Raw genomic sequence first — 25561 nt, 5'->3', positions numbered from 1 at the left:
TGACCTTGGGAAAATGCCATGAGCAAGTTGATCGCAAGTCTGGGAACCTCGCTGCTGCTGAGCCTGCCACTGGCGGTGCAGGCAGCGGAAAAACTCAACGTCGTGAGCTGGAGCGGCTATTTTTCGCCGGAAATTCTCGCCAAGTTCCAGAAGCAGACCGGCATCGAGGTCACGGTGGACTCCTACGATTCCAACGAAACCCTGCTGGCCAAGCTGAAGCAGGGCGGCAGCGGTTATGACGTGGCGATCCCGTCCCACCAGTTCATCCCGATCCTGATCCAGGAGCAGTTGCTGGAACGCTTCGATCCGGCCAAGGAGCTCTACTACGCCAGCGTGGTGGACAACCTCAAGCAACCGACCTGGGACCCGCAAGGCGCCTACTCGGTGCCCTTCATCTGGGGCACCACCAGCGTGGTGCTCGACGGCGCGCGCTACACAGGCCCGAGCGACAGCTACAAGGTGCTCTACGAACCGCCGAAGGAGCTGCAAGGGCGGATCAACATGTTCGATTCGGTCAGCGAAGTGATCGACATGGCCAGCCTGTACCTGAACATTCCGCTGTGCAGCGAAGACCCCAAGCAGATGCAGCAGATCCTCGGCCTGCTCAAGGCGCAGAAACCCTTCGTCAAGACCTACAGCTCCAAGGCCGGGGCGATCCGCGAGAACCTCGCGGCCGGGGAAATCGACATGTCGATGTTCTGGGGCGGCTCGTCGATGCGCGCCCGGGAGATGAAGCCCAGCCTGAAATACCTCTACCCGAAAGAGGGCGTGCTGGCCTGGGTGGACAACATGGTGATCCCCAAGGGCAGCAAGAACCCGGCGAACGCCAAGGCCTTCATCGCCTTCCTCAGCCAGCCTGAGAACGCCGCCATGACCCAGAACTTCCTCAAGCACCAGAGCCCGATCAAGGGCGTCGAACCCTTCCTCGACGCCGGCCTCAAGGATGCCCCCGAGCTGCATATTCCCGAGGGCACCAAGGTGGTCTTCAGCCAGACCTGCGGCGAAGGCGCGATCCGCCTCGCCGACCGCCTGTGGACCAACCTGATGCGCTGACCTGCACTGACATCTGCCGCCCCGGCCTGGATGCCGGGGCGTTTCTAAAGCCGTTTGAAAGGCCCCTGCCATGATCGCCAATCCCCCCAGCGAGCTGGTCCTGCTCCAGGCCCATGAACTCGCCGAGCGCATCCGCCTGCGTCAGGTTTCCTGCCGGGAAGTGATGCAGACCTACCTTGCCCACATCGAGCGCTACAACCCTCTGGTCAATGCCCTGGTCAGCCTACAACCGGCCGACAGCCTGCTGGCCCAGGCCGACCAGCGCGACGCCGAACTGGCCCGGGGCGAGTACCGTGGCTGGATGCACGGCCTGCCCCACGCGATCAAGGACCTGTCCCTGACCCAGGGCATCCGCACCACCCTGGGCTCGCCGTTGTACCGGGACTTCATCCCCCAGCGCGACGGCATCATGGTGGAACGGATCAAGGCCGCCGGGGCGATCATTATCGGCAAGAGCAACACCCCGGAATTCGGTCTCGGCTCGCAGACCTACAACCCGCTGTTCGGCGCCACCGGCTGTGCCTATGACCCCGGCAAGACCGCCGGCGGCAGCAGTGGCGGCGGCGCCGCGGCGCTGGCCCTGCACCTGGTACCGGTGGCCGACGGCAGCGACATGATGGGCTCGCTGCGCAACCCGGCGGCCTTCAACAATATCTTCGGTTTCCGCCCGTCCCAGGGCCGGGTGCCCTTCGACGACAGCAGCGACCTGTTCATCGACCAACTGGGCTACGAAGGCCCCATGGCCCGCAGCGTGCGCGACGCCGCCCTGCTGCTGTCGGTGCAGGCCGGTGGCGATGCCCGGGCGCCGCTGTCCATCTGCGAATCCGGCCAGGCTTTCGCCGCGCCACTGGAGCGCGACTTCAAGGGCACGCGCCTGGGCTGGCTGGGGGATTTCAACGGCTACCTGCCGATGGAAAAGGGAGTAATGGCGCTCTGCGAAAAGGCCTTGGGCGATTTCCGCAGCCTGGGCTGCAGCGTCGAGCCGGCCAGCCCGGAGTTTGCCCCCGAGCGCCTGTGGAGCAGCTGGCGCACCTTGCGCCACTGGATGGTCGCCGGCTCCCTGGGCAGCGCCTATGCCGAGCCGCACAAGCGCGCCCAACTCAAGACAGAAGCCCTCTGGGAAGTGGAGAACGGCCTCAAGCTGAGCGCCAGCCAAGTGTTCGAGGCCTCGGTGATCCGCAGCGACTGGTACCGCGCCCTGTCAAAACTGTTCGAACGCTTCGACTACCTGCTGCTGCCCAGCGCCCAGGTCTTCCCCTTCGACAAGAACACCCCTTGGCCGCGCAGCATCGAAGGCGTGGCCATGGACACCTATCACCGCTGGATGGAGGTGGTGATTCCCGGCACCTTGTCCGGCTGCCCGGTGGCCAGCGTACAGGCCGGCTTCAACGCCGACGGCCTGCCCATGGGCCTGCAAATCATCGGCCGGCACCAGGCCGACTTCGCCGTGCTGCAACTGGCACACGCCTACGAACAGGCCAGCCGCTGGTTCCAGCGCTGCCCATCGCCACTGATTTCGGGGGGGAAGGGATAAACGGTTGATAGCGTAGATAATTTTTTTATAAAAACGCTTGACGCATCGTCGTTCCGAGCGAATAATGCGCGCCACTTGGCTACATAGCTCAGTTGGTTAGAGCATAGCATTCATAATGCTGGGGTCCGGGGTTCAAGTCCCTGTGTAGCCACCAAGTACTAAAAACGGCTTACCGCAAGGTAAGCCGTTTTTTTATGCCCGCGCAAAAGTACCGGGGATTACGCCGCATTGATCCACAAACGCGACACCCGCATTGAGCACCGCCACTGGCTGGGATAGAACACTGCGGCAGTGTTTGTGAGAGCTGCGCCATCCTCACTTCAAGGGCTCGAAAATGAAAATAAAAACCACCCGAACCGCGGTCGCTCCCTGGCTGTTCTCGCTCCTGGCGATGACCTGTACCTCGGCCTTTGCCGAGCAGGCCGCCACCCCGCCCTCCAACCTGCTGACCGCCGCCGTAGCCTGGAGACAGACCGCCGCCGAATTCGAGGCGCTGTACTATCAGGGCTTCAACGTAGCGCGCATGCAGCTGGATCGAGCCCTGCAAGCACACAAGCCAGGGGATCGCCCCCTGGCAATCATCAGCGATATCGACGACACCGTGCTCAGCAGCAACAGCTACTGGGGCTACATGATCAACTCGGGGAAAGAGTTCTTCGACGACGCGGCCTGGGATCAATGGGTGGCCGAGAACGGCCCCGTCGCCACGCCCGGAGCGGTGGACTTCCTCAACTACGCCCAGTCCAAGGGGGTCGAGGTGTTCTATGTCACCAGCCGTGACCAAGGCGAAAAAACCTATGAGTACGCCCTGGCCAACCTGCGCCACAGCAAGCTGCCATTCGCCGATGAGCAGCACCTGACGGTGTATCGCGACAGCTCCAACAAGGAGCCGCGGCAAACCGAGATTGCCAAGGATTTTGATGTGGTGGTGATGCTGGGTGACAACCTCAACGACTTCAAACGCAAGTACTACGTGGCCGACGTCAAGCAGCGCAGCAGCCTGATGACCGAGGACAAGGAGCAGTTCGGGCGCAAGTTCATCCTCTTCCCCAACCCCACCGATGGCCATTGGCTGAAGGCGATCTTCGGTGATTCCGAACCGCCGGCCACTCCGGAGAATCGGGCCAAGTTCAAGACCGCGGCTAGCTCGACGGCCTGGCAGATGAAGCCCTGACAGGGCGCCGCAACATCAGCGCAACGCTGGCCCGCCATGACCAGTGTTGCGCCACGCCCCCAGGGATGTCATAAACGCCAGCCCCTGCATTCAGGCAGGAACAAGGAGTCGTTTTCTCATGTGGGCAAGGAAGCTGCTGTTGCTGATCTCGTGCGGGGTACTTGGGGCCTGCAGCACTCCCGAGCCGATCCAGTACCTGCCCGGCCGGGTCATCTACCGCATCGACTCATCACGCTTTTTCGAGATCGACCAGACCACCTTGAAGCTCTGCAACGGTTCCTCGCCGGTCATCGCCAGCAGTGGTGACATGGTGCACTACACCGACACCAGGCTCGGCATCCATACCCCGGTAGCGCCCTTTGGCTCATTCAACGGCATCACCGTGCACGGCCGTGGTTCGCACTTGATGATCGATGCCGCCAACTCCAACTACCTGGTCATTCCGATTGCCCAAGGGCCGGGTTTCAGCAACGGCGGAGGCGGCTTGCCGCGCCTGTACTTTTCCCAGGACGCCGGACGCACCTGGCTGCGCATCACCGCGCCCATGTACCTGGAAAGCACGGAGCGAACCTGGCTGACCGGCTCCATCCTGTCGCTCGAAGGCCCCTTCCTGCACGGCGCCGTGCAGATTGACCTGTCCCTGAACTACGAGACGCTCAAGGACCACTCGCCCTATTCGATGCTGTCTTATCCACAGCGCTGGCAACGCGCTGATAGCCGTCGTACGCCCGGCTACTTCGAGCCAGCTCGCCAAGCCCCCATCGATGATCGGTTCAATTGCGCAACCGGCGACAGGCCGGGCCAGCATCGTCAGCGATCGCAACACGAGGCTTAAAAAACCGCAGCACGCTGCGGTGTATTCCCGGATCAATTGAACGGCTGCGGACGCGGTGTCTGCGCCGAGGACGGCGGCAGGATCGGCAGCTTGAAGTCCGGTTGATCGCCGGTCAGGGTCTCAAGGAAGGCCACGATCTGACCGACCTCCTCGGTATCCAGCTGGCGTCCCAGTTGCAGACGGGCCATCACGTCCACCGCCTCTTCCAGCTTCCAGTAGGCGCCGTCGTGGAAGTAGGGATAGGTCAACGCCACGTTGCGCAAGGTCGGCACCTTGAACAGCATGCGGTCGGCATCCTTGCCGGTCAGCCCGGCCACGCCTTGGGCCGGGTTCTTAGTGACATAGGGTTCGAGCATGCCCATCTTCTGGAACGAGCCACCGCCCACCGCCTCGCCGTTGTGGCAGGCCACGCAGCCGATGGACTTGAACAGCTGGTAGCCCTTGAGCGCGGTGGGACTGATGGCCGCCTTGTCGCCCTTGAGCCAGCGGTCGAACGGCGCATTGGGCGTTACCAGGGTGTCTTCGAAGGCGGCAATGGCATTGGTGGCGTCTTCGAAGCTGATCTCATCGTTGCCATACACGCGCTTGAACGAAGCCCGGTACTGCGGAATGGAACGCAACACCTCCACCGCCAGTTCATGGCTGAAGCCCATTTCCCCCGGGTTGGTGATCGGGCCGCTGGCCTGCTCCTGGAGCGTGGCCGCACGGCCATCCCAGTACTGCGCAAAGCTCAGCCCGGAGTTGAGCACCGTCGGCGAGTTGATCGGCCCCTGGTGCCAGTTGTGGCCGATGGAGGTGGGCAGGTTGTCGCTGCCGCCCATGCTCAGGTTGTGGCAGGAGTTGCAGGAAATGAAACCGGACTTGGACAAGCGCGGGTCGAAGAACAACTGCTTGCCCAGTTCCACCTTGGCCACATCGGTGATCTTCGCCGGCTGTACCGGCAGGATCGGCTCGCTCGGCGTCTCTCCCCGTACCTCGCCCCCCAGCAGCAATCCGAACACAAGTAACCATTTACAACGGTGCATGGCGTCCTCTCATCAGGCTTATGGTTTGCCTCACCATGTGCCCTATGGACGTCGGCTACCCTGACTCAGATCAAGCGACAGCCGGCAGATTCCTGAGTTGCGACGTTGTCGCGCACCCACTCGACAATCCCCCGCAACCCAACTGCCGGTCCCACTGCTGTACATTCCCCTCCACGGACGACACCTCATTTCCCAGTGAACGGAGCTCAACGCGTGTTCTCGATCTTCCCTCCCCGTCACCCCCGACTCCTCAGCGTCGGCCTGCTGGCCGCCGCCCTCAGCCTCGGCGCCTGCCACAACCCGCCCTCTTCCACTGCCCTGCCCGCCGCTCCGGAAATCGCTTCGGGCTACCGCACCGACATGCAGACCCGCCATGCCGACAAACACATGGCGGCCGCCGCCAATCCGCTGGCCGCCGAAGCCGGGCGCGATATGCTGCGCAAGGGCGGCTCGGCCATCGATGCGGCAATTGCCATGCAAGCGGTGCTGACCCTGGTGGAGCCGCAGTCCTCAGGGATCGGCGGCGGCGCGATGATCGTGCTCTGGGACGGCAAGGCCGTGCGCACCTATGACGGCCGGGAAACCGCGCCAGCCGGCGCCACCGAAAAACTCTTCCTGCAGGCGGACGGCAAGCCCATGTCCTTCCCCCAGGCACAGATCGGCGGCCGCTCGGTAGGCACCCCGGGCGTATTGCGCGCCCTGGAACTGGCTCACCAGAAACACGGGCGCCTGCCCTGGGCGCAGCTGTTCGAGCCGGCGATCCGCCTGGCCGAACAAGGCTTCGCCATCTCGCCACGGCTGCACAGCATGATCAGCGCCGACCCGTTTCTGGCCCGCTCGCCGGACATGGCCGCGTACTTCCTCAATGCCGACGGCACACCGAAAGCCGTGGGCACCTTGCTGAAGAATCCACAGCTGGCCGCGGTGCTCAAGCGTATTGCCCTGGAAGGCCCGGACGCCCTCTATAAAGGCCCGGTGGCAGCGGAAATCGTCGCCAAGGTCCAGGGCCACGCCAACCCCGGCAGCCTGTCGCTCCATGACCTGCAGGGCTACCGCGCCAAGGAACGCGCGCCGCTGTGCAGCGACTACAAGCGCTGGCAGGTGTGCGGCATGCCGCCGCCTTCATCGGGCGGCGTGGCGGTGGCGCAGATCCTCGGCACCCTGCAAGCCCTGGAACAACGCGACCCGCGCTACGCCCTGGCCCAGCTCAAGCCGCAGAAGACCAACCTGCCCGCCAGCCTTGAGCCAGCGCCACAAGCGGTGCACCTGATCGCCGAAGCCGAGCGCCTGGCCTACGCCGACCGCGGCCTGTACGTGGCCGACAGCGACTTTGTACCGGTGCCGGTGGCCGGCCTGATCGCCCCGGACTACCTGGCCCAACGCGCCGCGCTGATCGGCGAGCGCAGCCTGGGCAAGGCCGAACCGGGCAAGCCCCGGGGCATCCAGGTGGCCTACGCACCGGACCGTTCGCCAATGCGCATTTCCACCTCGCAAGTGGTGGCGGTGGACGACCAGGGCGGCGCGGTGTCCATGACCACCACGGTGGAAGCGGCCTTTGGTTCGCACCTGATGGTCCAGGGCTTCATGCTCAACAACCAACTGACCGACTTCTCCTTCATCCCCGAGGAAAACGGCCAGAAGGTGGCCAACCGCGTCGAACCGGGCAAGCGCCCGCGCTCGTCCATGGCGCCGACCCTGGTCTTCGACCGCGCCAGCGGTGAACTGCTGGCCAGCGTCGGCTCCCCCGGCGGCTCGCAGATCATCGAGTACGTGGCCAAGTCGCTGGTGGGCATGCTCGACTGGAACCTCGACCCGCAAGCCGCCGTCGGCCTGCCCAACTTCGGCAGCCGCAACGGCCCCACCGAACTGGAGACCGGCCAGTTCAGCCCGGGGCTGAAGCAAGCGCTGAAAGCCCAGGGGCATGAACTGAACGAGATCGACATGACCAGCGGCACCCAGGCCATCGTTCGCGTGCGTGATGCCCAGGGCAAAACCTCCTGGGCCGGCGGTGCCGATCCACGGCGTGAAGGGGAAGCGCTGGGGGATTGAAGGCCCTGCGCTGAACCCGAGGGCTGGCCGTGAGGCTGGCCCTTTTTTGTGAGCGGGGAGCACGGGCGCTGTATGCAAGATTTTGCGGCGGTCTGTGTCTGACCCAACCTGGGGATCTGCCCTAGCATCGTCCCTGTCCACCGAGGAACCGACGATGAACAAGATTGCAGCCGACCTTGATATTCCGGGCCTGAGCCCACGCCGCCTGACGCCCCAGGACCTTGAACTGATCTGCCGCCATCGCCTGGCGATGTTTCTCGATGCGGGAAAGGACCTCTCCACCTTGCAGGTGATGACCGAGCACTTTCGCCCCTGGTTGCGCGAACGCCTGGACGACGGCCGCTACTACGGCTTCGCCCTGATGGACGCCGAGCAGAGCGTGGCCAGCATCGGCCTGATGAGCATCGACTGGCCGCCCCACCCTTCCCATCCAACCCAGGATCAGCGCGGCTACGTGCTCAACGTCTACGTTGAACCGGCCTACCGGCGGCGCGGCCTGGCGTCGGCGCTGATGAAACTGGCGGAGGCCGAGTTCAGCCAGCGCGGACTGGGCTTTGCCGTGCTGCATGCGACCGAGGCCGGCAAGCCGCTGTATCAGGGGCTGGGTTGGGCGGCGACCAGCGAGATGGCGAAAGTGTTGGAGGGTTGAGTGAGCGGCTCCGGATCGGAGTGGGAGCAAGGTCGGCGCTCGCCTTCCGGAGCGGCCCGTTCATTGCTGCATATCGCGATGCTTCGACCCGATGTATTTCGTGAGGTGCTGGCACAACCTCTGTAGCCGCTGCCGCAGACTGCGACAAGGACCGTAGGGCCTTCGGCGCCAGGGAGATCGCGGCCTGCGGCAGCGGCAGGTCGGTTCACATAAAGTCGCAGCAATGCCGTTGCGACGCCCTTCCCTCCCGGCTATCCTTCGCCCGTCGCTGCAACATCAGCGAACGGGCTTGGCGGCCCGAACCACGAAAGGCGCAATAGCGCCAAAACACGAATGCAGGCGCTTTTTTTGTGCCCGCATTTCTGTGTCATGGCGGATTGCGCAGGGACCCCTTCGGGGGTGCCGGTTCCTTTCGTGCCGGTCCGCCAACCTTGTGCAATCCGCCACCCAAATCTGCTTGGCGGCAGATGGTGGTGGTTCCCAATACGAAAGGAGTCGTCACCATGCACCACACTCGAAATCCGTCCTCCCCACACCTCCCGTCACACAAAACCGGAGGTGCACGATGACCACTCAATCGCCCCTGACCACCCTCGGTGAAATCCGCTTTTCCCAGTGTGGCGAACACCTGCGTCCGCTGTTTCGGGTGAATGCCGATGTGCCGATCAGCGATGCCCTGGAGCACGCCTCGGCGCTGTTGCATCTGGCAAAGCAATTCACCCTGGAGGCGGCCATGGAGCCACGGTGCGACCGCTATGCTTGGGCGGCACACTACCTGGCAGAGATGGGCAAGGCACTGATGGACGACGTGCGCGCCACACTCTCTGCATGACCTGATCGTCACCGAGCCAACGTCGCCTCTGCGGGCAGATCCAGCGATCTGCCCGTACATCGCCTGACGCACTGAGTGACTTGTTTAAGTCCCAGCACGGGACTAGGATCACGCCATGAGAATTATTGCAGTCAGCCAGTTAAAGGCCTTCTGGGCAAAGTACCCGGATGCGGAGCAGCCCTTGCTGGCCTGGGTCGATGAAGCAAAGAAAGCCGAGTGGTCCAACCCTGCGCAGATCAAGGACCAGTATCGCAACGCAAGCATTCTCAAAAGCCGCAGGGTGGTCTTCAACATCAAGGGCAACGAGTATCGGCTGGTCGTTGCCGTGGCCTATCGTTTCGGCGCGCTGTACATCAAGTTCGTAGGCACCCACCAGCAGTACGACGCCATCGATGCCGACAGCGTAGACATGGAGTACCCCATATGAACATCCGCCCTATCCACACCGACCAGGACTACCGCGCAGCGCTGCAAAGCATCTCGCCCCTGTTCGACAACGAGCCGCAGCCGGGGACGCCTGAAGGCGATTACTTCGATGTGATGATCACCCTGATCGAGGCATACGAAGCCAGGCAGTTTCCCCTGGACCTGCCCAACCCGATCGAGGCGATCAAGTTCCGCATGGAGCAATCCGGCTTGTCCGCCGCCGACCTGACGCCCGCCATCGGCCGCACCAACCGCGTCTACGAGGTGCTCAACGGCAAGCGCGCGCTGACCCTGCCGATGATCTGGAAACTGCACCAGCTGTTCGGCATCCCGGCCGAAAGCCTGATCAAGCCGAACAAATCGTCCTGATTCGCACTGCCGGGCTTGAGCTTGCCCCTGGGTAAAGGCTCAACCTGCCCGGCAGCCCAACCACACCAAGGACGCTCCATGCTCACCATCGGACAAATGGCCCGCTGCCACGGCCTCACCACCAAGACCCTGCGCCACTACGACAGCATCGGCCTGTTCACCCCGGCCCTCACCGGCCGCGACAACGGCTATCGCTACTACAGCCCGGAACAGATCGTGACCCTGGGCCGCATCGTCTGGCTGCGGCAGTTGGGCATGTCCCTGGAAGACATCCGCACGCTGGCGGACCAGGGCGGCCTGGACAGCGTGCTGCACATGCAGCAGTCGCTGCAGGAGCATGCCCGGCAGCTGGAAAGCGAGATTGCCCGCAGCCAGAAAGTGCTCGGCCACCTGCAACGCTACCTGGCCCAGCCGCAGCGCCAGATTCCTACCCCGCAGACACCGCAGAAGGTGTTCCTGGCCACGCAACGGATCATCGGCATGGCCTGGCAGCAGGATGACCCGGGCTCCATCGCCGAGCTCTGGCAACGTTTTGAACCCCGGGAACAGGAAATCCAGCGGCTGGCAGAACCGGTGGGCACCTACGGCATCTGCCAGCCCCTGGAAGACGGCCAGTGGCGCTACGTCGCCGGCTTGCCGGTGGCCGCCGACGCGCCCCTGGTGCCCGGCATGGTCGAGCTGGAGATTCCCGCTCGCCACTACGCCCGGGTGGAACACCACGGCGCCGTGGCCACCCTGCCGGAAACCTTTCGCGCCGCCTACAGCGAATGGTTGCCGGCCGCCGGGTTGATGCCAATCGAAGCCATAGAGTTCGAATACACCGGCGAGCGTTTCCTGGGGCCCCTGCACCCGGACAGCGTGGTGGAGCTGTACATCCCGCTCAAGGCCTGAAACCTCCGCAAGGTGCGCCGCGCCGCAGGCAACCGCTGGTCTGGAGCTGCCTTTGCAACGCGGCCTGTCAGCAAAAATGCTGCGGATACCGCTATGCTCTGCAGCCATTCCCAGGTTACCGAGCGAAGGCCCGATGAGTTTCCAGGCAGCTGTGTTGAACCAGATACCCGGCATCCGTCATGAGTTTTCGACCCTTGGCGCTGCCCTGCCGGCCAACCTGTTCTTCTGCTCGCAGGTCCACAGTGGCGAGGTGGTGCACGCCAGCACCACCCTGCCCAGCGGGATCATTCGCGGCGATGCGGTCCTCACCCATTCCAGCCGGCCCATCGCGGTGGTCACCGCCGACTGCCTGCCGTTGCTGATCAGCAGCGACGATGGCTCCTGGGTGGCGGCGGTACACGGTGGCTGGAAAGGCCTGCACGGCGGGATCATCGCCCATGTGCTGCAACACTTTGCCAGCAAGGGCATCGCCCCACGGCAATTGCGAGTGGCCATCGGCCCGTCGATCAAACCCTGCTGCTATGAAGTCAGTGCCGACTTCATCGACACCCTGTCCGCCACTCAAGATCCGCTGTGGCCCGCTGCGCAAGCGCCCTGGAGTCGCCAGCAGCCGGCCCCGCTACTGCCCCCACAGATTCCCCCGCCACAGCCGACCCAGGCCGACTCCCTGTGGTTCGACCTGAGCCGCTATGCGGTGTACCTGCTGCAGGCCGCCGGCATCGAGGACGAGCAGATCGAAATCAGCGAGCTGTGCACCTACTGCTCGACCCCGACCCTGGCCAGCTATCGCCGACGCGTGCATCGAGGTGAAGCCAAGGCCTTCCAGTACTCCTGGATCGGCCGGACATGAGCCTCGGCATTGCACTACTCCCGACCTCTCTGAGTGACCTGGAAACCCTGGTCAAGATGCGCATTGCGGCCATGCGCGAAAGCCTTGAACGCCTGGAGCGCTTCGATCCGCAGCGGGCCCGGGAGCGTTTTGCCGCCAGCTTCGCGGCCGAACGTTGCCAATTCATCCTCAGTGACGGACAGCCCGTGGGCTTTATCCAGAGCGAATCACGCGAGGATCATCTGCGGCTGCAACACCTGTACGTCACGCCGCCATTCCAGGGACGGGGCATCGGTGCCCAGGCCCTGGCGCCGCTTTTGGAACGCTCCGCCAGGGAACAATTGCCCATCCACCTGGATGCGTTGCGCGGCAGTGACTCGAATCGTTTTTATCAACGCCTGGGTTTCGTGCAGGTGGGAGAAAGTGAATGGGATATTCACTACGTTCGGCCAGCAGATCCACCCCGGGCCTGAATCCGGCTCCCGTCGGCCACCAAGAGCGTGCTGGTTCTTGGCCTACTACCTGAGCTAACGTTGCCTCCCGTCTCAGACCCAACCCAAGGAGAGCCCGTGTCTGACAATCTCTACGCCCCGCCCCAGGCGGATCTGGTCGCCCCTTCGGCGCACACAGCGCCACAACCGTTCTATGTGGTGTCCAAGGCCAAGTTCCTGACCCTGTACATCCTCACCTTCGGTATCTACCAGCTGTATTGGGCCTACAAGAACTGGCATCAGTTCAAGCACGCCTGCGGCAAGGAACTGTGGCCGGTGGCCCGGGCGTTATTCTCGATTTTTTTCATTCATGCGCTGTACCGCGAAGCCGACGCGATACTCAAGCGCGACGGCCACAGCCAAGACTGGCGGCACGACGAACTGGCCACCCTGTTTGTCGGCGGGGTGATCCTCAATGCCGTGCTGGATGGCCTGGCACGCCAGCACATGGGCTACCCGTTTATCGACATCGCCAGCCTGGCGCTGCTGCCGGTGCTGGCGTGGGTCACCTGGCTGGGCCAGCGCGGCCTGAATGCCGCCGCCGGGGACCCCGAAGGCCGCAGCAACGCCCGTTTCACCCCGCTCAACTTTGTGCTCTGCGCACTCGGGGCCGTGGTGCTGGTGCTGGCTTGCATCGGGGTGATGCTGCCGCCGGAGTGACCCCGGAACTCAGACGCTGACGTAGACCCAGGCCTGGATCCCGGAGGCCAGGGTCACGCTGACCCGCTGGTAGTCGGCGACTTCATAGCGGTCGGCCGCTGCCAGCTCCTCGGGGGTTATCTGAAACACCGTGCCGGCAATCGGCGCGCTGTCCGCCGTCCCCGGGCGCAGGATCGGGTGATGGGTCTTGCCGCTGGCGGCCAGTACCTCGGGATCGGTGATTTCCACCCAGTTCTGTTCATAGCCGAGCATGGCGTCCTTGCTGCCGCTCAACTCACGACCGAAGTTGGCCAGCTGTACAGCCTTGTCCTGCAGGGTGCCGTAGGAAAAAAGGTAGACCGAGGCTTGTGTTGCCGAACTCATTCGTCACGTCCTTGAAAACACGATGATCCGCTTCAGCGGTTGATTTTCAGAGCTTGCCGCTCGGCATGGCGCTCCAGCGCCAGCTCGATCAGGCGGCTCACCAGCTCGCTGTAGCGCATGCCGGTGGCCTGCCACAGCTTGGGATACATGCTGATGCGGGTGAACCCGGGCAGCGAGTTGATTTCATTGATCAGCACTTCACCGTCGTCGGTGAGAAACACGTCGACCCGGGCCAGCCCGGAGCAGCCCAATACCTGGAACGCCTCGATGGCCAGGGCGCGAATGCGTTCGCTGTGCTCGACGCTGATGTCCGCCGGCACCAGCACCCGGGCCGCCTCTGCGTCGATGTACTTGCTGTCATAGGAATAGAAACCGTTGCTGACCACGATCTCGCCGCAGCCGCTGGCGACTGGCTGGTCATTGCCCAGCACCGCGCATTCGATTTCCCGCCCGCGCACCGCCGACTCCACCAGCACTTTGTGATCGAACCCCAGGGCCAGCTCCACCGCGGCATCGTAGTCGGCCTCGTTCTCGACCTTGCTCACGCCCACCGAAGAACCCTGGTTCGCCGGTTTGACGAACAGCGGCAGGCCGAGCGCTTCCCGCGCCTGGGCAAAACCGTAGCGGCTGCGGCTGGCCCGGGTCAGGGTAATGAACGGGGTCACGGCCAGCCCGGCATCGCGCAACAGACGCTTGCTGACGTCCTTGTCCATGCACACCGCCGAACCCAGCACGTCGGAGCCGACAAAAGGCAGGTCGGCCATGCGCAACAGGCCTTGCAGGCAACCGTCTTCACCCAGGGTGCCGTGGACAATCGGGAAGATCACATCCACATGTCCCAGCAACTCCTGGCTGCCGGTTTCCAGCAACTGCTGGCTGGCCTTGCCCGGCACCACCGCCAGCTCGCGGTTGGACTGGTTGAGGGCGATCAGCGCCGGGTTTTCCTGATTGATCAAAAAGTTCGAGGTGTCGTTGAGGTGCCAGTGCCCCTGCTTGTCGATGCCAATCAGCACCGGCTCGAAGCGCGTGCGATCCAGGGCATCGACGATATTGCGTGCCGACTGCAGCGACACTTCGTGTTCCGCCGAACGACCACCAAAAATAATCCCGACCCGCAACTTGCTCATGACTGGTTCCTATTGAACGTTCTCTGATGGCCCATGGTTTCAGCTCGGGCTGTAGCGCAGGTGAATCAGCGCCACCCGCTGCTGTTCCTTGTTCTTGCGCTCTTCGATGGCGAACGGCACAAACCCCAGCTTCGGATACAACAGCAACCCCGCCACATTGCTGTTGAAGCAGGACAGGGTCACCTCGCTGGCCTGGTGCTTGCTGCGGGCGATCGAGATCATCTGGCCGATCAACTGGGCGCCCAGGCCGGCACCGCGCACTTCGGGGTCGACGATCACGTTGCCGATGGTGCAAGTGCCGCCATTTTCCCAGCGATAAAAATTGGCAAAACCCACCACCTGCCCGTCTTGCTCGATCACCGTCGAGTCGCTACGCCGGGCGATGGAGTCGCGCAGTTGGTCGTGGGTCAGCGGCCAGGTGGCAGCGGGAAAGAAGAAAAACAGCTCTTCGGGGTTGCCCACGAAACTGCAGATACGCGCAATGTCGGCCTCTACCGCCGGGCGAAAAGTCACTGCCATGTTCAGTCTCCTGAGAGGGGGGACGGGTCGTCCTTGTTGAGTATCAGATCGGCACAAACACAAAAAACCGGGGTTCAGCGATTGGCCAGCAGGTGCCCGCCGAACAGCAGGTAGCAGCCACCGGCGAAGCGATCCAGCCACAGGCGGGCCCGGGCATAGACGCCCGCCACCCGGCTGCTGGCGAAAAACAGCGCCACGCTGCAATACCAGGACAACGACAGGCCAGCCATGGTCAGCACCGCCAGCCCCAGCAACAGCGGTGGCGGCGACGCCGGCATCGCTGTTGCGAAAATGGTCGCCACGAACAGCGCCGATTTGGGGTTGGTCATGTTGCCGAGCAAGCCCAACCGGTAGGCCGAGAACAGGCTCCGCGAACCTTCGCGTGTCACCGCGGCATCTGCCGTGCCCGGGGCCGGTTTGCGCTTGAACTGCTTGAGCCCCAGATAGATCAGGTAGCAACCACCGGCGACCTTGAACACCACGTAGAGCGCCGGCGCCGCGCTGAACAGCGACTTGATCCCCAGCCCCCCGGCCAGCCCCCATAGCACGGTGCCGCTGGCCACCCCGAAGGCGGCCAGCAGGCCGTGACGCCGTGAGCAGCCGGCCGCCAGCTGCGCGGTGGTGAAGAAGTTCGGTCCGGGGGTGATCACCGCCACGCTCCAGAGCAGCGCCAGCGAGAGCAGAGGGGCGACGTAAATCAGGTGGGAAGCATGCATGAGCGCAGGTTGCCATGAAGAGGGCTGGGGGCTGACGCTACTCCACTGGCGATCCTTCAGGCAACCGTCGAATGAGCCGGCAACTATGCTCAAGGAACCCACTGCCACGCTGCAGGAGCGCAATCATGAAAGGCTATCTGGTGATTTTCTTTACCCAGCAGAACCGTCGCTACCACGGCAAGATGCTCGGCGACTGGGTGGTCGACCTGGCGCAGCAGATGGGCCTGCGCGGCGCCACACTGTCCACCGCCATCGAAGGCTTCGGGCACTCCCGCCACCTGCATTCGGCGCACTTCTTCGAGCTGGCCGACCAGCCCCTGGAAATTCGCCTGGCCATCAGCGAAGCCGAATCGCAACGGCTGTTCGAGCGCCTGCAGGCCGAGGACTTTTCGCTGTTCTACATCAAGACGCCCATCGAGTTCGGCCACCTGGGCAAGCAGGCCCCAGCCCCCGACGCGGCCTGAACCGGAGGACAAGACAGCTCGCGCGCCCCTGAGTTAACGTAGCGCCCCAGATTTCATCCATCAGGACTGCTTCATGGCCAAGCCCACCGCCGTCACCGATTGGGTTCACCGTGCGCCATCCGCCCGGGGCCTGGAGCGTATCGAGGCGTATTTCGCCGGCCATGGCTATGACATGCACCGCCACGATACCTACGCCATCGGCCGGACCCTGCGCGGGGTGCAGAGCTTCCAGTACCGCGGCGGCTGGCGCCACAGCCTGCCCGGCGCGACCATGGTCCTGCACCCCGACGAAGCCCACGACGGCGAAGCCGGCACCCACGACGGCTTCCACTACCGCATGCTGTATGTCGAACCCGCGCTGATCCAGCAGATCCTCGGTGGCCAGCCCCTGCCCTTCATTGCCGGCGGCCTGTCCAACGATCCCCGACTGTCTGCCGCCACCGACGCCTTGCTGCGCGGGGTCGACAGGCCCCTGGATCCGCTGGAGCAGGAAGACGCCCTGTTCGATCTGGCCCACGCCCTGAACGGCGCGTCCGGCGTCGCCCGGCCGCGGCAGAGCTTCGACTACGTGGCCGCCGAACGCGCCCGGGAATACATCCACAGTGCCCTGGACCGGACCCTGACCCTGGACGAGTTGGCAGCCCACAGCGGGCGCGACCGCTGGAGCCTGTCCCGGGACTTTCGCCTGCTGTTCGGCACCAGCCCCTACCGCTACCTGAGCATGCGCCGCCTGGACCTGGTCCGCGCCCTGCTGGTCCAGGGCCAGTCGCTGACCCAGGCGGCGCTGATCGCCGGCTTTTCCGACCAGAGCCACATGACCCGGCAGTTCCGCCAGGCTTACGGCCTGCCTCCGGCCCGCTGGCTGAAGATGCTCGGGCGCTGAGCCACGCACAATCGTTCAAGAAACCAACACCGCCGGCTGTTTACCCTCAGTGCTCATTCATCACTGATGTGGACCGCAACATGCCCAACCCAACCGCGCAAAACGCCTACCAGAGCATCAACTTCAAGCACAAGCTCGGCCTGTTCAGCGAACACTGGACCCCCAAGGTGATCGCCGAGATGAATGACTACCAGTTCAAGATCTCCAAGCTGCAAGGGGAATTCGTCTGGCACAGCCACGCCGACACCGACGAAACCTTCATCGTCCTCGACGGCCAGCTGTACATCGACTTTCGTGACGGCCGGGTGGCCATCGGCAGCGGCGAGATGTTCGTGGTGCCCAAGGGCGTCGAGCACAAGCCCTGGGCCGAGCAGGAGGTCAAGCTGCTGCTGATCGAGCCCAAGGGCGTGCTCAACACCGGCGATCAAGGCGGCGAACGTACTGCACAGAACGACGTCTGGATCTGACCCTGGCCTGAATCTGCAAGGTGGAAAAGGGAATTTCCACCGCAGCGGCGGGGTCAGAGACTCTGACACGCCACTCAATCATCGCTGCTGGCCGACCGACGGCGTACCGAAAACCCTACGTCGAGGGAACCAGCACGGGTAAAGTGACGCTCCAATTTTTTCTGTGCGATGGCTCTATCGCGGGGATGCCAGCCAGGTCCCGGCCTTTGATGACGCCCATGGCGCGTCCATTACCTGTTGCGACCCCTGATCCCTGCATGCCGACACCGCACCAAACCAGCACCACTCCCACCCTGCTTCAAGACCTGCGCACCGGCACCGCGACCTTGCACGTAGCCCTGGAGCAACGCCTGCCATTCTTCTGCGCGCAGCTGGATGCAGCCTGGTATCAACGCCTGATCCAGGCCTATTACGGTTTCTATCAGCCCCTGGAGGCGGCCCTGCATGCCAGCGGCTTGATCCCACAGGGCTACGACACCCAGCAACGCCTGAAGACCCCGACCCTGTTCGCCGATCTGCGCGCCCTGGGCCTGGACGCCGCCAGCATCAAGGCCCTGCCCCGCTGTGAGCACCTGCCCCCCCTGGTCAGCGCCGGGGCCTGCCTGGGCGTGCTCTACGTACTGGAAGGCGCGACCCTGGGCGGACAGATCCTGCGCCGGGAAATGGCCCGGCGCCTGGATCTCGACGCCGATAACGGCGGCGCCTTTCTGGATGTCTATGGGGCTGCCACCGGGCGGCGCTGGAAGGACTTTCTCGACTACCTGGGGCGCATGCCCGACGACGCGAGCACACGCCGACACGTGGTCAGCGCCGCGCAATCCACATTTGCCTGTTTCGAACGCTGGCTCGACCGCCGCGAGGTGCTGCTATGACCCCCCAAGACTCCCAAACCTTCGAACAGTTGCTGGCCAACTGCGCCAACGAACCGATCCGCTCCCCGGGGGCGATCCAGCCCCACGGCGTGTTGCTGACCCTGGACGAACCGCGACTGCACATCCAGCAGATCAGTGCCAACGTCGAAACGCTGCTGGGCCAGCCCGCCGAATCGCTGGCGGGGCAGCCCCTGGAGCAGTTGCTGGGAGCCGCGGACAGCCAACGCATCCGTGAGGTGTTGCAACTTGAGCGGCTGGCCGATGCCCCTGCGCTGTACCTGTCGCTCAACGGCCGACGCTTCGAAGGCTTGCTGCATCGCCACCAGGGGGTGCTGATGCTGGAGCTGGAAATCCAGCCCGATCAGCCGCGGCCACTCACCGGGCAGAACGAGGACCTCGGGCGCCTGTTGCGGCGCCTGCAAGCGGCCAGGACCCTGCACGAGCTGTACGCCATCAGCGTCAGCGAGATCCAGGCCATGACCGGCTACGACCGGGTGCTGATCTACCGCTTCGAGGAGGAAGGCCACGGCCAGGTGATCGCCGAAGCCACTCGTCCCGACATGGAGGTGTTCAACGGCCTGTTCTTCCCCGCCTCGGACATTCCCCAGCAGGCCCGCGAGCTGTACCGCAGCAACTGGCTGCGGATCATCCCCAACGCCGACTACCAACCGGTGCCACTGCTGCCGACCCTGCGCCCGGACACCCAGGAGCCCCTGGACCTGAGCTTCGCCACCCTGCGCAGCGTCTCGCCGATTCACTGCCAGTACATGAAGAACATGGGCGTGCTGTCGTCCATGAGCATTTCCCTGCTCAAGGACGATCAGCTCTGGGGCCTGATCAGTTGCGGCAACCGCCAGCCGCTGCTGGTGCCCCACGAACTGCGCATTGCCTGCCAGACCATTGGCCAGGTGCTGTCGCTGCAGATCAGCGCCATGGAATCCCTGGACATCAGCCGCCAGCGGGAAGAGAAAGTCACGGCCCTGGCCAGCCTGGAGCAGGCCATGCGCGACGCCGCCGGCAGCGTTTTCGACGGCTTGACCCAGGCACCGCAACTGCTGCTGGACCTGACCCAAGCCGGCGGCGTGGCGATCATCGAGGACAAGCAACTGCACTGCTTCGGCCAGTGCCCGCCCCGTGAGGAAATCCGCGCCCTGCAGCGCTGGCTGCAAGGCACCGGGCAAGCGGTGTTCGCCAGCCATCACCTGGCCAGCGTGTATCCGCCGGCGGCGAGTTATCAACAGGTGGCCAGCGGCGTCCTGGCCATGAGCCTGCCCAAGCCTGTGGATAACGGCGTGCTGTGGTTTCGCCCGGAGGTGAAGGAAAACATCCACTGGAGCGGCAACCCGGAAAAGCCCCTGGACCTGGAAAGCTCCGACGCGGGCCTGCGTCTGCGGCCACGTACTTCGTTCGAGATCTGGAAGGTGGAAATGGCCGGGATCTCCAGCAAGTGGAGCCACGGTGACCGCTTCGCCGCCAACGACCTGCGCCGCTCGGCCCTGGAACACGACCTGGCCCGCCAGGTGCTGCGCGAGCAGCAGGCGGTGCGCGCCCGGGATGAACTGGTGGCGGTGGTGTCCCACGACCTGCGCAACCCGATGACCGTGATCTCCATGCTCTGCGGCATGCTGCAGAAGGCCTTCAGTTCCGACGGCCCGCACACTTCACGGCGCATTTCCTCGGCCATCGACACCATGCAACAGGCCGCCAGCCGCATGAACAACCTGCTGGAGGACTTGCTGGACACATCGAAGATCGAAGCCGGGCGCTACAGCATCGCGCCACAGCCGCTGGAGGTCAGCCAGATCTTTGAAGAGGCCTACTCGCTGCTGGCGCCCCTGGCCCTGGACAAGGCCATCGACATCAGCTTTCACGCCGAGCCGGAGCTGACCATCAATGCCGACCCCGAGCGGCTGTTCCAGGTGCTGTCGAACCTGGTGGGCAACGCCATCAAGTTCACCCCCATGCAGGGCAAGGTCGGGGTGGTGGCGATGTCCGACGGCGAGCAGATCGTCTTCAGCGTCCGCGACAGCGGGGAAGGCATTCCCGCCGACCAGCTGCCGTTCATCTTCGATCGCTACTGGACCATGAAGGAAGGCAACCCCAACGGTACCGGCCTGGGGCTGTACATCACCCAGGGCATCATCCAGGCCCACGGCGGCAAGATCGAGGCCCACAGCGAACCGGGCAAGGGCAGCGAGTTCCGCTTTAGCGTGCCCCGCGCCAACCTCTGAGCCGTCCCCCCGGGGCTGCCGGTTCAGCCCCGGGCGCTCATTCAACCGCCTGAGCCACCAGCCAGTCGCGAAACAACTGGCCGCTGGCGGACAAGCGCTTGTGCCGAGGGTGCACCAGATAATCCGCCTGCCCGGTGCGGAACGCCCACTGGCCAACTCGTCGCAACTCGCCCCGGGCCACCAACTGGCTGGCCATGAAATCCCAGCCCAGGCCAACCCCCATGCCCTGCTGCACCGCGCTGAACATCAGGGTCAGCTGGTTGAAACCCATGGCGCCCGGCGGCGCGCTGTAGTCCAGGCCGAAATGGCGGAACCAGTCCCGCCAGTCGATGCAGTTCCAGGCCGAGGCATCCAGCTGGATCAGCGGCAGCTCGGCCAGTTGCACCAGCTCGCTGACCTCGGGCAACGCCAGATGCCGGCTGACGATCGGATAGACGACTTCATCGAACAGCGACACCGCCGCCAGGGACGACCAGTGCCCGGCGCCATAGAGAATGCCGAAGTCATGCTCGGCGACGCTGGATTCATCCATGTCGTTGTTGGCGTGGATGCTCACGGTGATCTCCGGGTGCTGCTTGTTGAACGCCAGCAAGCGCGGGAACAGCCAGAACTGCGCCACCGCGTGGGTGCATTGCACGGTAATGGTGTTGGCGTCGCGCCCGGCTCGCAGGCGGCTGACGCTGCGCAGCAGAGCTTCCAGCTGCGTGCTGACCTCGGCGAATAGCGAAGCGCCGCTGGCGGTGAGCTTCACGCCCCGGGCCTGACGCTCGAACAACTCGGTTTTCAGCGACAGCTCCAGGGCACGGATCTGTTTACTGACCGCGCTCTGGGTCAGGCACAGCTCGGTGGCGGCGCGGGTAAAGCTGGCGTTGCGCCCCACCGCCTCGAAGGTCACCAGGGTTTCCAACGGCGGCAAATGGCGCGCAAAACGACTCATCAGACATTCCCCTGAAGAATAGGTAGGTGCCTATATATCCTTTGTCCGTTCGGTCAGCAATGGCTAGCCTGCGCAGCCTGATGAACCTGTACGAGTGTTTGCATGAAACGCGGAATTGCTTATGCCGCCCTGGCCGGTGCGGTCTGGGGCCTGGCCATTGTGGTGCCCAGCCTGTTGCCTGAATTCAGCCCGCTGATGCTCAGCTGTGCCCGCTTCAGCCTGTACGGCGCATTCTCTCTGCTCCTGGCTGCGCCCCAGGCCCGGGAGCTGCTGCAACGCCTGACCTGGAACGATGCCGCGCTGCTGGTGAAACTGGCGCTGACCGGCAACCTGATCTATTTCATGCTGCTGGCCAGCGCCATTCAGTGGGCCGGAGTGGCCAGCACGGCGTTGATCGTCGGCCTGTTGCCGCTGACCATCACCCTGGCCGGACGCGGCGATGCCGATGCCCTGCCCCTGCGCCGGCTGCGCTGGCCCTTGCTGCTGGTGTTCGCCGGCATCTGCTGCATCAACCTCGACACCCTGCTGACTGCGCAGAGCGATTCGCTGGAGCTGGGCCAACGCGCCCTCGGCCTGCTCTGCGCCTTCGGTGCCCTGCTGTGCTGGACCTGGTTCGCCACCGACAACGCCCGCTACCTCAAAGGCAGCCGCTTCAACAGCAGCCAGTGGTCGACCCTGTGGGGCATCACCACTGGGCTGATGAGCGCCCTGGTCTGGCTGCTGGCGGACGGCCTGGCCCTGCCCGGCACCCAGGTCGAGGCCGGGGAGCAGCGCTGGATGCTGTTCTGGGGCCTGAGCCTGTCCAGCGCGGTGCTCGGCTCCTGGTTCGGCAATCGCATGTGGAATGCCTCGACCCGACGCCTGCCCCTGACCCTGAGCGGCCAGTTGATCGTGTTCGAGACGCTGTTCGCCCTGCTCTACGGCTTCATCAGCCTGAAGCACCTGCCGAGCCTGCTGCAAAGCTCGGCGGCCCTGCTGTTGCTGGCCGGGGTGCTGTGGGCGGCGCGGCGGCACCTGCCCCAGCCCCACTGATGGTGCCTCAGCCCTGGGTCGCGGAAGTGGCCGCCAGAGTCCCCGACGCCCTGGGCAGGCGCAGCGCCAGCAAGGCCCCGAGCAAGGCCAGCAAGGCACTGGCGGCAGTGGCCAGTTCGATACCGTGGGCCTGATTGCCCGCGGGGCCCAAGGTGTTGGCCAGCGACACCAGCAGCGCCAGCCCCAGGGCCCCGCCGATCTGCTGGCTGGTGGAGGCCACGCCTGCCGCCACCCCCTGCTCGGCAGCGGCAATGCCCTGCCCGGCCGAAACCCACATTGAAGTCCAGGTCATGCCCTGGCCGATGCTCATCACCACGATGCCCGGCAGCAGGCCGACAAAACCCAGGCTGCCGGGCAGGCCCAGGTAGATCATGCCGATGCCCACGGCCCCCGCCAGCAGGCCGCTGACCAGGGTCGCCCTCAGGCCGATGTGCAGCAGCGCCCGCTCCGCCACCCAGATGCCCAGCGTGCACAGCAGGGTCGAGGGCAGGAACGCCAACCCGCTCTGCAGCACGCTGAATTGATAGACCTGCTGGAAATACAGGCTGAGGAAGTAGTACTGCACGCCAAAACTGCTCATGAACAGCGCGGTGATCAGCATGGCCATGCGCAGCTGTGGATAACCCAGCAGGCGCAGCGGCATCAGCGGATCGCGGCAGCGTTGTTCCTGGCGCACGAACAGCCCGAGCAAGGCCAGGGACAACACCAGGCAAACCAGGGTCCCCGGTGCGCTCCAGCCCCACTCCGGGCCCTGGACGATGGAAAACACCAGCAGGGTGCCGCCCAGGGTCACGGTCAGCGCGCCACGCAGGTCGAACGGGCGGTTGCGCTGGCGTGGCGGGTCCGCGGGGATCCAGCGCCGGGCCAGCAGCGCACAGGCACCGGCCAGGGGCACGTTGACCAGAAACACCGCTTCCCAGCCCCAGTACTGGGTCAGCACCCCACCCAGCAACGCGCCGAGTGCCAGCCCCGCCGCCGAGGCCGCGCTCCACACCGCAAAGGCCCGGTTACGCGCCGGCCCTTCGGCGTACCAGGTATTGATCAGGGCCAGGGTCGCGGGGAACAGCATCGCCCCGCCGACGCCCTGCAGCGCCCGCGACAGCACCAGCAACAGCGCGCTGCCACCCAGGCCGCCGGCCAGGGATGCCAGGGCATACAGCGACTGCCCGACCCTGTAGAAACGCCGCTTGCCCAGCAGGTCCGCCGCGCGCCCGCCCAGCAGCAGGAAACCACCGAACGCCACGCTGTAGGCGCTGACCACCCATTGCAATTGCTGGGTGGAGAACCCCAGGCGAAGGCCGATTTCCGGCAACGCCACGAAGACGATGGTGGCATCCAGGGCAATGATCAGCTGCGCGGTGGCCAGCAGTGACAGCATCCAGCCCGACGGCTTGGCTAACGGGGTCGCGGACATCGCAAGAATCCTTGTGTGGAAATAAGCGGCGGCCAGTGTCATCGATGCGCTTTAAATGATAAATACGGTCATCACTCTTTCAGTAATGACTTTAATCATGGATCTGAATGCCCTTCGGCTGTTGGTCCGGGTCGCCGAAACCCGCAGTTTTACCCGCGCCGCCGGTGACCTGGGGCTGACCCAGTCCGGCCTGTCCCGCGCCATATCGCGCCTGGAGCAACAGCTCGGCGTGCGCCTGCTGCAACGCAACACCCGCAGGGTCAGCCTGACCCCGGACGGCCAGCTGCTGGTGGAGCGGGCAGCGCCATTGCTGGCGGAGTTGGCCAACACCGAGAGCCTGCTGCTGGACCGCCGCGACTCACCCAGCGGGATGTTGAAGATCAGTACGCCGTCGCTGTTCGGGCGCAAGGTGGTGATGCCGGTGATTGGCGAGCTGACGGCCCAACATCCTCAGCTGAGCATCGAGGCGGTGATGACCGACCGGGTGGTGGATATCGTCGATGAGGGCTTCGACGCGGTACTGCGCACCGGCCTGATCCAGGATCAGCGCCTGATCGCCCGGCCCTTGCCGCCCCTGCGCTGGGTCACTGTGGCGGCACCGGCCTACCTGGAACGCCACGGCACGCCGCGACAGCTGGCGGACCTGCAACAACACAACTGCCTGACGGTGCGCAACCTGCGCAGCGGCCGGCTGGTGGAGTGGCAGTTCATGGACCAGGGCAAGCCCCTGGACCTGGCGGTGCAGGGGCGGCTGATCTTCGACATCGGCGATGCCCTGGTGGATGCAGTGCTCGGCGGGTTCGGCATTGCCCAGTTGATGGAGTTCGCCGTGCGCGATGCCCTGGATGCCGGCCTGCTGCTGCCGGTGCTGCAGGCGCATGCCGGGCGCAGTCGCGAACTGTCGCTGGTGTATCCACCCTCGCGCCAGTGTTCGCCGAAGCTCACCGCCTTTGCCGACGCCCTGGGCCGGATCAACTGGTAGGAAGGGGCAACTGACGACCGTCAAGGGCGCTGCCGATGGTCAGGAAATGCCCGCCCGCCACATGGTGCAGGGTGCGCAACGAGTCCTGCCCGTCGAAGTGCCAGCGGCCCTCGCTGAATACTCGCGTATCGGCCTGGGCGGCGATCACTTCCCCGAGGAACAGGTCGTACTGCTGGTGATTGTGCGGCTCGGGCAGCAGCCGGCATTCCAGCCAGGCCACGCAGCCTTGCAGCAGGGGGGCCGCAAGGGCCTGACCGCTGAAGGTCGACAAGCCATAGGCGGCGAACTTGTCACTGCCGGCCTGCTGCAGCTCCAGTCCGGAGCTGTTGCCCAGGCTCTGCACGATGTCCACCTGGGCGGCGCAGGGCACGTTGAGGACAAAAGTGCCCGAGGCTTCCAGCAGCTGCCGGGTCCAGGTGGACTTGTCGAGCACCACGGCGACTTTCGGCGGCTGGAAATCCAGGGGCATGGCCCAGGCAGCCGCCATGATGTTGCGCTGCCCGCCGTGGGCGGCACTGACCAGCACGGTAGGGCCGTGGTTGAGCAGGCGGTAGGCTTTTTCCAATGGCACCGGACGACGAAATGCAGGCATGGCAGGCTCCTGAAAAAAGTCCGATTGTAGACCTATCCGCGACCTGTGCAGCCACACTGATTGGGCGGACTTTCTGGACAGTCCGTCCAGTCGCCGCTGGCTGATCAACGCCATGGCAGACACTAGACTCAGCCTTCACCTCAAC

The 25561-nt window shown here is 64.6% G+C and carries 28 protein-coding genes, 1 tRNA gene and 1 pseudogene; 22 read left to right on the top strand and 8 right to left on the bottom strand.

From position 1 onward, the window contains the following. Positions 1–18: 18 nt before the first annotated feature. The 5 genes from BLV47_RS04225 (at position 19) to BLV47_RS04205 (ending at position 4596) form a co-directional block, all read left to right on the top strand. Positions 19–1053: an ABC transporter substrate-binding protein gene (locus tag BLV47_RS04225; protein WP_092310264.1), complete on the top strand. Its 1035-nt coding sequence runs from the start codon at positions 19–21 to the stop codon at positions 1051–1053. A gap of 70 nt (positions 1054–1123) precedes the next feature. Further along, positions 1124–2587 (top strand): amidase, encoded by a 1464-nt coding sequence (locus BLV47_RS04220; protein WP_092310261.1) that lies wholly within the window; start codon positions 1124–1126, stop codon positions 2585–2587. 77 nt (positions 2588–2664) lie between these two features. Beyond that, a tRNA-Met gene (locus BLV47_RS04215) sits at positions 2665–2741 on the top strand. Positions 2742–2921: 180 nt separating this feature from the next. Next, the gene (locus tag BLV47_RS04210) at positions 2922–3761 is read left to right on the top strand and encodes a 5'-nucleotidase, lipoprotein e(P4) family (protein WP_092310258.1); all 840 of its coding nucleotides are present in this window, start codon (positions 2922–2924) and stop codon (positions 3759–3761) included. A 118-nt stretch (positions 3762–3879) separates the two neighbouring features. After that, the gene (locus BLV47_RS04205) at positions 3880–4596 is read left to right on the top strand and encodes a T6SS immunity protein Tli3 family protein (RefSeq protein WP_092310255.1); all 717 of its coding nucleotides are present in this window, start codon (positions 3880–3882) and stop codon (positions 4594–4596) included. Between the two features lie 32 nt (positions 4597–4628). Here BLV47_RS04205 and BLV47_RS04200 read toward each other — a convergent pair whose 3' ends face one another. Continuing rightward, positions 4629–5621 carry a cytochrome-c peroxidase gene (locus BLV47_RS04200; protein WP_092310252.1) on the bottom strand — a complete coding sequence of 331 codons (993 nt, stop codon included), beginning with the start codon at positions 5619–5621 and terminating at the stop codon, positions 4629–4631. A 213-nt stretch (positions 5622–5834) separates the two neighbouring features. Here BLV47_RS04200 and ggt point away from each other — a divergent pair, with 213 nt between their 5' ends. The 10 genes and pseudogenes from ggt to BLV47_RS04150 all read left to right on the top strand — a co-directional run bounded on the left by ggt (position 5835) and on the right by BLV47_RS04150 (position 12817). Continuing rightward, positions 5835–7670, top strand: coding sequence for a gamma-glutamyltransferase (gene ggt, locus BLV47_RS04195; protein ID WP_092310249.1), 1836 nt, complete (start codon positions 5835–5837; stop codon positions 7668–7670). A 154-nt stretch (positions 7671–7824) separates the two neighbouring features. Further along, positions 7825–8319 (top strand): GNAT family N-acetyltransferase, encoded by a 495-nt coding sequence (locus BLV47_RS04190; protein ID WP_092310246.1) that lies wholly within the window; start codon positions 7825–7827, stop codon positions 8317–8319. An 18-nt stretch (positions 8320–8337) separates the two neighbouring features. Continuing rightward, positions 8338–8445: pseudogene (locus BLV47_RS36830) on the top strand (helix-turn-helix domain-containing protein); the annotation flags it as partial. Between the two features lie 439 nt (positions 8446–8884). Continuing rightward, positions 8885–9151, top strand: coding sequence for a DUF3077 domain-containing protein (locus BLV47_RS04180; RefSeq protein WP_092310243.1), 267 nt, complete (start codon positions 8885–8887; stop codon positions 9149–9151). A 115-nt stretch (positions 9152–9266) separates the two neighbouring features. Then, on the top strand, positions 9267–9578 hold the full coding sequence (locus BLV47_RS04175) for a type II toxin-antitoxin system HigB family toxin (RefSeq protein ID WP_092310240.1): 312 nt from the start codon (positions 9267–9269) through the stop codon (positions 9576–9578). Next, complete coding sequence (locus tag BLV47_RS04170; RefSeq protein ID WP_092310237.1) at positions 9575–9946, top strand: helix-turn-helix domain-containing protein; 372 nt, start codon at positions 9575–9577, stop codon at positions 9944–9946. Before BLV47_RS04175 ends, BLV47_RS04170 begins: the two co-directional genes overlap by 4 nt. 78 nt (positions 9947–10024) lie before the next feature. After that, complete coding sequence (locus tag BLV47_RS04165) at positions 10025–10837, top strand: MerR family transcriptional regulator (RefSeq protein ID WP_092310234.1); 813 nt, start codon at positions 10025–10027, stop codon at positions 10835–10837. A 133-nt stretch (positions 10838–10970) separates the two neighbouring features. Beyond that, entirely contained in the window at positions 10971–11687 is a 717-nt protein-coding gene (locus BLV47_RS04160; RefSeq protein WP_092310231.1) for a purine nucleoside phosphorylase YfiH/LACC1 family protein, read from the top strand. Then, positions 11684–12139, top strand: a complete 456-nt coding sequence (locus BLV47_RS04155) for a GNAT family N-acetyltransferase (RefSeq protein ID WP_092310228.1) — start codon at positions 11684–11686, stop codon at positions 12137–12139. The genes BLV47_RS04160 and BLV47_RS04155 overlap by 4 nt, the downstream gene beginning before the upstream one ends. 96 nt (positions 12140–12235) lie before the next feature. Continuing rightward, entirely contained in the window at positions 12236–12817 is a 582-nt protein-coding gene (locus BLV47_RS04150; protein ID WP_092310225.1) for a DUF4234 domain-containing protein, read from the top strand. Positions 12818–12826: 9 nt separating this feature from the next. Here BLV47_RS04150 and BLV47_RS04145 read toward each other — a convergent pair whose 3' ends face one another. From BLV47_RS04145 to BLV47_RS04130, 4 genes are all read right to left on the bottom strand, one after another. Beyond that, the gene (locus tag BLV47_RS04145; protein WP_092310222.1) at positions 12827–13180 is read right to left on the bottom strand and encodes a gamma-glutamylcyclotransferase family protein; all 354 of its coding nucleotides are present in this window, start codon (positions 13178–13180) and stop codon (positions 12827–12829) included. Positions 13181–13212: 32 nt separating this feature from the next. Continuing rightward, the gene (gene ddlA, locus BLV47_RS04140; RefSeq protein ID WP_092310219.1) at positions 13213–14307 is read right to left on the bottom strand and encodes a D-alanine--D-alanine ligase; all 1095 of its coding nucleotides are present in this window, start codon (positions 14305–14307) and stop codon (positions 13213–13215) included. A 39-nt stretch (positions 14308–14346) separates the two neighbouring features. Next, complete coding sequence (locus BLV47_RS04135; RefSeq protein ID WP_092310216.1) at positions 14347–14826, bottom strand: GNAT family N-acetyltransferase; 480 nt, start codon at positions 14824–14826, stop codon at positions 14347–14349. 74 nt (positions 14827–14900) lie between these two features. Beyond that, positions 14901–15542: a LysE family translocator gene (locus BLV47_RS04130; protein ID WP_092310213.1), complete on the bottom strand. Its 642-nt coding sequence runs from the start codon at positions 15540–15542 to the stop codon at positions 14901–14903. Between the two features lie 125 nt (positions 15543–15667). On the opposite strand from BLV47_RS04130, the gene BLV47_RS04125 reads away from it, so the two are divergent. From BLV47_RS04125 to BLV47_RS04105, 5 genes are all read left to right on the top strand, one after another. Continuing rightward, positions 15668–16006, top strand: coding sequence for a DUF190 domain-containing protein (locus tag BLV47_RS04125; RefSeq protein ID WP_092310210.1), 339 nt, complete (start codon positions 15668–15670; stop codon positions 16004–16006). 73 nt (positions 16007–16079) lie between these two features. Beyond that, positions 16080–16889, top strand: coding sequence for an AraC family transcriptional regulator (locus BLV47_RS04120; RefSeq protein ID WP_092310207.1), 810 nt, complete (start codon positions 16080–16082; stop codon positions 16887–16889). 80 nt (positions 16890–16969) lie between these two features. Further along, positions 16970–17356 carry a cupin domain-containing protein gene (locus tag BLV47_RS04115; protein ID WP_092310204.1) on the top strand — a complete coding sequence of 129 codons (387 nt, stop codon included), beginning with the start codon at positions 16970–16972 and terminating at the stop codon, positions 17354–17356. Positions 17357–17613: 257 nt separating this feature from the next. Continuing rightward, on the top strand, positions 17614–18228 hold the full coding sequence (locus BLV47_RS04110) for a biliverdin-producing heme oxygenase (protein WP_092310201.1): 615 nt from the start codon (positions 17614–17616) through the stop codon (positions 18226–18228). Next, entirely contained in the window at positions 18225–20459 is a 2235-nt protein-coding gene (locus tag BLV47_RS04105) for an ATP-binding protein (RefSeq protein WP_092310198.1), read from the top strand. The genes BLV47_RS04110 and BLV47_RS04105 overlap by 4 nt, the downstream gene beginning before the upstream one ends. A gap of 37 nt (positions 20460–20496) precedes the next feature. Here the strand turns inward: BLV47_RS04105 and BLV47_RS04100 are convergent, their stop codons facing one another. Continuing rightward, positions 20497–21396, bottom strand: coding sequence for a LysR substrate-binding domain-containing protein (locus BLV47_RS04100; protein ID WP_092310195.1), 900 nt, complete (start codon positions 21394–21396; stop codon positions 20497–20499). Between the two features lie 102 nt (positions 21397–21498). Here BLV47_RS04100 and BLV47_RS04095 point away from each other — a divergent pair, with 102 nt between their 5' ends. Then, a complete protein-coding gene (locus BLV47_RS04095) occupies positions 21499–22428 on the top strand; it encodes a DMT family transporter (protein WP_092310192.1) in 930 nt (309 codons plus the stop codon). Positions 22429–22435: 7 nt separating this feature from the next. Here the strand turns inward: BLV47_RS04095 and BLV47_RS04090 are convergent, their stop codons facing one another. After that, positions 22436–23842, bottom strand: a complete 1407-nt coding sequence (locus BLV47_RS04090) for an MFS transporter (RefSeq protein ID WP_092310189.1) — start codon at positions 23840–23842, stop codon at positions 22436–22438. A gap of 97 nt (positions 23843–23939) precedes the next feature. On the opposite strand from BLV47_RS04090, the gene BLV47_RS04085 reads away from it, so the two are divergent. Further along, positions 23940–24824, top strand: a complete 885-nt coding sequence (locus BLV47_RS04085) for a LysR family transcriptional regulator (RefSeq protein ID WP_092310186.1) — start codon at positions 23940–23942, stop codon at positions 24822–24824. Here the strand turns inward: BLV47_RS04085 and BLV47_RS04080 are convergent. Then, positions 24814–25416: a flavin reductase family protein gene (locus tag BLV47_RS04080; protein WP_092310183.1), complete on the bottom strand. Its 603-nt coding sequence runs from the start codon at positions 25414–25416 to the stop codon at positions 24814–24816. The two genes, BLV47_RS04085 and BLV47_RS04080, sit on opposite strands and share 11 nt — an antisense overlap. Positions 25417–25561 lie beyond the last annotated feature (145 nt).

It is taken from the genome of Pseudomonas saponiphila, from assembly GCF_900105185.1.
In the GTDB taxonomy this organism is placed as follows: Bacteria; Pseudomonadota; Gammaproteobacteria; order Pseudomonadales; family Pseudomonadaceae; genus Aquipseudomonas; species Aquipseudomonas saponiphila.
Note: the sequence above shows the minus strand (reverse complement) of the source record. Positions and strands in the feature narration are given on the sequence as shown.

What these genes read in the sequence shown, in the direction of transcription:
- BLV47_RS04200 (WP_092310252.1), bottom strand. Translation starts at nt 5,621, where the DNA reads ATGCACCGTTGTAAATGGTTACTTGTGTTCGGATTGCTGCTGGGGGGC.
- BLV47_RS04190 (WP_092310246.1), top strand. Translation starts at nt 7,825, where the DNA reads ATGAACAAGATTGCAGCCGACCTTGATATTCCGGGCCTGAGCCCACGC.
- BLV47_RS04125 (WP_092310210.1), top strand. Translation starts at nt 15,668, where the DNA reads ATGAAAGGCTATCTGGTGATTTTCTTTACCCAGCAGAACCGTCGCTAC.
- BLV47_RS04160 (WP_092310231.1), top strand. Translation starts at nt 10,971, where the DNA reads ATGAGTTTCCAGGCAGCTGTGTTGAACCAGATACCCGGCATCCGTCAT.
- BLV47_RS04100 (WP_092310195.1), bottom strand. Translation starts at nt 21,396, where the DNA reads ATGAGTCGTTTTGCGCGCCATTTGCCGCCGTTGGAAACCCTGGTGACC.
- BLV47_RS04105 (WP_092310198.1), top strand. Translation starts at nt 18,225, where the DNA reads ATGACCCCCCAAGACTCCCAAACCTTCGAACAGTTGCTGGCCAACTGC.
- BLV47_RS04175 (WP_092310240.1), top strand. Translation starts at nt 9,267, where the DNA reads ATGAGAATTATTGCAGTCAGCCAGTTAAAGGCCTTCTGGGCAAAGTAC.
- BLV47_RS04115 (WP_092310204.1), top strand. Translation starts at nt 16,970, where the DNA reads ATGCCCAACCCAACCGCGCAAAACGCCTACCAGAGCATCAACTTCAAG.
- BLV47_RS04090 (WP_092310189.1), bottom strand. Translation starts at nt 23,842, where the DNA reads ATGTCCGCGACCCCGTTAGCCAAGCCGTCGGGCTGGATGCTGTCACTG.
- BLV47_RS04085 (WP_092310186.1), top strand. Translation starts at nt 23,940, where the DNA reads ATGGATCTGAATGCCCTTCGGCTGTTGGTCCGGGTCGCCGAAACCCGC.
- BLV47_RS04165 (WP_092310234.1), top strand. Translation starts at nt 10,025, where the DNA reads ATGCTCACCATCGGACAAATGGCCCGCTGCCACGGCCTCACCACCAAG.
- BLV47_RS04155 (WP_092310228.1), top strand. Translation starts at nt 11,684, where the DNA reads ATGAGCCTCGGCATTGCACTACTCCCGACCTCTCTGAGTGACCTGGAA.
- BLV47_RS04180 (WP_092310243.1), top strand. Translation starts at nt 8,885, where the DNA reads ATGACCACTCAATCGCCCCTGACCACCCTCGGTGAAATCCGCTTTTCC.
- BLV47_RS04220 (WP_092310261.1), top strand. Translation starts at nt 1,124, where the DNA reads ATGATCGCCAATCCCCCCAGCGAGCTGGTCCTGCTCCAGGCCCATGAA.
- BLV47_RS04170 (WP_092310237.1), top strand. Translation starts at nt 9,575, where the DNA reads ATGAACATCCGCCCTATCCACACCGACCAGGACTACCGCGCAGCGCTG.
- BLV47_RS04135 (WP_092310216.1), bottom strand. Translation starts at nt 14,826, where the DNA reads ATGGCAGTGACTTTTCGCCCGGCGGTAGAGGCCGACATTGCGCGTATC.
- BLV47_RS04095 (WP_092310192.1), top strand. Translation starts at nt 21,499, where the DNA reads ATGAAACGCGGAATTGCTTATGCCGCCCTGGCCGGTGCGGTCTGGGGC.
- BLV47_RS04130 (WP_092310213.1), bottom strand. Translation starts at nt 15,542, where the DNA reads ATGCATGCTTCCCACCTGATTTACGTCGCCCCTCTGCTCTCGCTGGCG.
- BLV47_RS04110 (WP_092310201.1), top strand. Translation starts at nt 17,614, where the DNA reads ATGCCGACACCGCACCAAACCAGCACCACTCCCACCCTGCTTCAAGAC.
- BLV47_RS04225 (WP_092310264.1), top strand. Translation starts at nt 19, where the DNA reads ATGAGCAAGTTGATCGCAAGTCTGGGAACCTCGCTGCTGCTGAGCCTG.
- BLV47_RS04080 (WP_092310183.1), bottom strand. Translation starts at nt 25,416, where the DNA reads ATGCCTGCATTTCGTCGTCCGGTGCCATTGGAAAAAGCCTACCGCCTG.
- BLV47_RS04145 (WP_092310222.1), bottom strand. Translation starts at nt 13,180, where the DNA reads ATGAGTTCGGCAACACAAGCCTCGGTCTACCTTTTTTCCTACGGCACC.
- BLV47_RS04120 (WP_092310207.1), top strand. Translation starts at nt 16,080, where the DNA reads ATGGCCAAGCCCACCGCCGTCACCGATTGGGTTCACCGTGCGCCATCC.
- BLV47_RS04205 (WP_092310255.1), top strand. Translation starts at nt 3,880, where the DNA reads ATGTGGGCAAGGAAGCTGCTGTTGCTGATCTCGTGCGGGGTACTTGGG.
- BLV47_RS04210 (WP_092310258.1), top strand. Translation starts at nt 2,922, where the DNA reads ATGAAAATAAAAACCACCCGAACCGCGGTCGCTCCCTGGCTGTTCTCG.
- ddlA (WP_092310219.1), bottom strand. Translation starts at nt 14,307, where the DNA reads ATGAGCAAGTTGCGGGTCGGGATTATTTTTGGTGGTCGTTCGGCGGAA.